This is a genomic window from Mesorhizobium qingshengii (assembly GCF_900103325.1).
GTDB classification, from domain to species: domain Bacteria; phylum Pseudomonadota; class Alphaproteobacteria; order Rhizobiales; family Rhizobiaceae; genus Mesorhizobium; species Mesorhizobium qingshengii.
On sequence record NZ_FMXM01000087.1, the window covers coordinates 1 to 1,956 of the forward strand.

Annotated in this window: 2 pseudogenes; both read left to right on the forward strand. The window is 57.4% G+C overall.

The features are described from left to right. Nucleotides 1–96, forward strand: a pseudogene (locus tag BLS48_RS35465) (IS630 family transposase); the annotation flags it as partial. A gap of 168 nt (nt 97–264) precedes the next feature. Further along, nucleotides 265–1,956, forward strand: a pseudogene (locus BLS48_RS34410) (hypothetical protein); the annotation flags it as partial.

Below are 1,956 nucleotides of genomic sequence, written 5' to 3' on the forward strand. Positions count from 1 at the left end.
TGGAAGACCACGACCTTCACCGGAGCGCTGCGGCTGACGGGCATGACAGCGCCCTTCGTCTACGACGGCGCTATGAACGGCAACGTATTCGTGGCTGGTCTTCTGCGCCGAACCCTACAGATAGCCTCAACGCGCCTATCGCAAAATCAAGAACGCAACATGCAGACTTCTTTAAAGGCGCGTCAGCTTCTCGAAAGGTACCCCTAGTAGGTTCGCACGATGCCGCCTTCGCAGATTTGCGAACGGGCTGCCCCGGAGGCGAACATGGACAGATTTAGCAATGTCGACCCATCCAGACGGCATCCTGTCTCGAACAACACCACGGCGCAAAAGCAGACGAAGCAAGAGACGGCAGCATTTGAGAAGCACTGGCGCGACCTGCCACAGGTCGATGTCGCAAACGTCCACCCAGGCCAGGCCGTTGATGTCTCTCAACACGAGCGCATTGGGACGAGGACGTCGCGCTTAATGAAAGGCAATTCGCGCTCGCCCTTAGAGGGAGCGGCCCCCTTGCGCGAAGGAACTTTCGGTGAGGACCGGCCTTTGGGTAGAGCTGCAGATTGGGACGTTGAGCATAACGGACCTAGGAAGAGGCAGAGGATACTAGACAATCCGCGAGAGGTCGCCGTTCAGAACCTGCTGAGCGAAATTGGCAATTCAGGCGCTCGCGGGCTGATGCAGGCCGCCACCTCGCTCCCACCCGCGTTCGACGAAGCGCAGATGGGACGGGGCCGAATCAACAACCCTGATGCGCCGAAGAAAGATCTTGGCGACTTCAAGCGTCCTGCCGATCAGACCCAAAAATCAACACTGGTTACTGTCGGCGGCGACAAGCGTGGTCTTTATTCGAACGATGCGTCGCTTATCGGGGTGCTGGACTCAGCCCTCCGCAAGGGCAATGTCATGGAGACCACCATCAAGCTCAATGTAAATCCTCTTTTGAACTTCGCTCGTTGGCTCGTTGCCAACGGAAAGCCGGGCTTTGCTACCCGCCTGGACGAGGCGTCGCTGAAACACGATTTCAAGCAGTACGAGGCATCGGGTGGTCCGTCGCTCGAAGCGCCGCTGCGTCATCTCAAGACTGCGGAGGCCGGCGGTGTGCCAATCTTAGGTCGCTCTGTTCGCAATCCCTATTTCCCGAACGAACCGCTCATCAAACTGCACAAAGCAACTCCGTCTGCAACGTTGGCTATCGTAGGTCGCGACAAGCGTGCTCTTTATTCCAAAGATGCGTCGCTTATCGAGGTATTGGAGTCAGCCCTCCGCAAGGGCAATGTCACGGAGACCACCGTCAAGCTCAATGTAAATCCTCTTTTGAACTTCGCTCGTTGGCTCGTTGCCAACGGAAAGCAGGGCTTTGCTAGCCGCATGGGCGAAACGTCGCTGACGCGCGATTTCAAGCAGTACGAGGGATCGGGTGGTCCGTCGCTCGAAGCGCCGATGCGTTATCTCAAGACTGCGGAGGCCGGCGGCGTGCCAATCGGAGGTCGCTCTGTCCGCAACCCCTATTTCCAGGACCGGGAGCTTATCCACCTGTACAGTGCAACCCCGTTAGTGAAAAGCACCGATGCGGGTAAAGCAATGAGGTACAAACATGCCCTTGCGCGTTTTAGTGATTACCTACAGAAAAACGGCAAGATGAGCATTGCCGCCCGGCTTAACCACAAGACCCTGGATGATGATGTCAAGCTCTATCCCGGTGATTGCTCAACGATCCACGCGGCGCTGGAACATCTGCGGAATTCGGGCGCCAGACAATCTGGGAGCCATAATGCCCCTGGCTCTCATCCGGAAGAGGAGATGGCAACGCCGGTCTTAGAAGCTACCAAACCAGCGCCCTCTGCGAGGGCTAATTCAGTCAACTTCGGCGGTGTTCAGTCTTTTGTTGATCTCAGGGCACCCAACCCGTCCGACTTGGGTGACGATGCTCACTTTGCGCCAGGGCCGCCGCCCGGT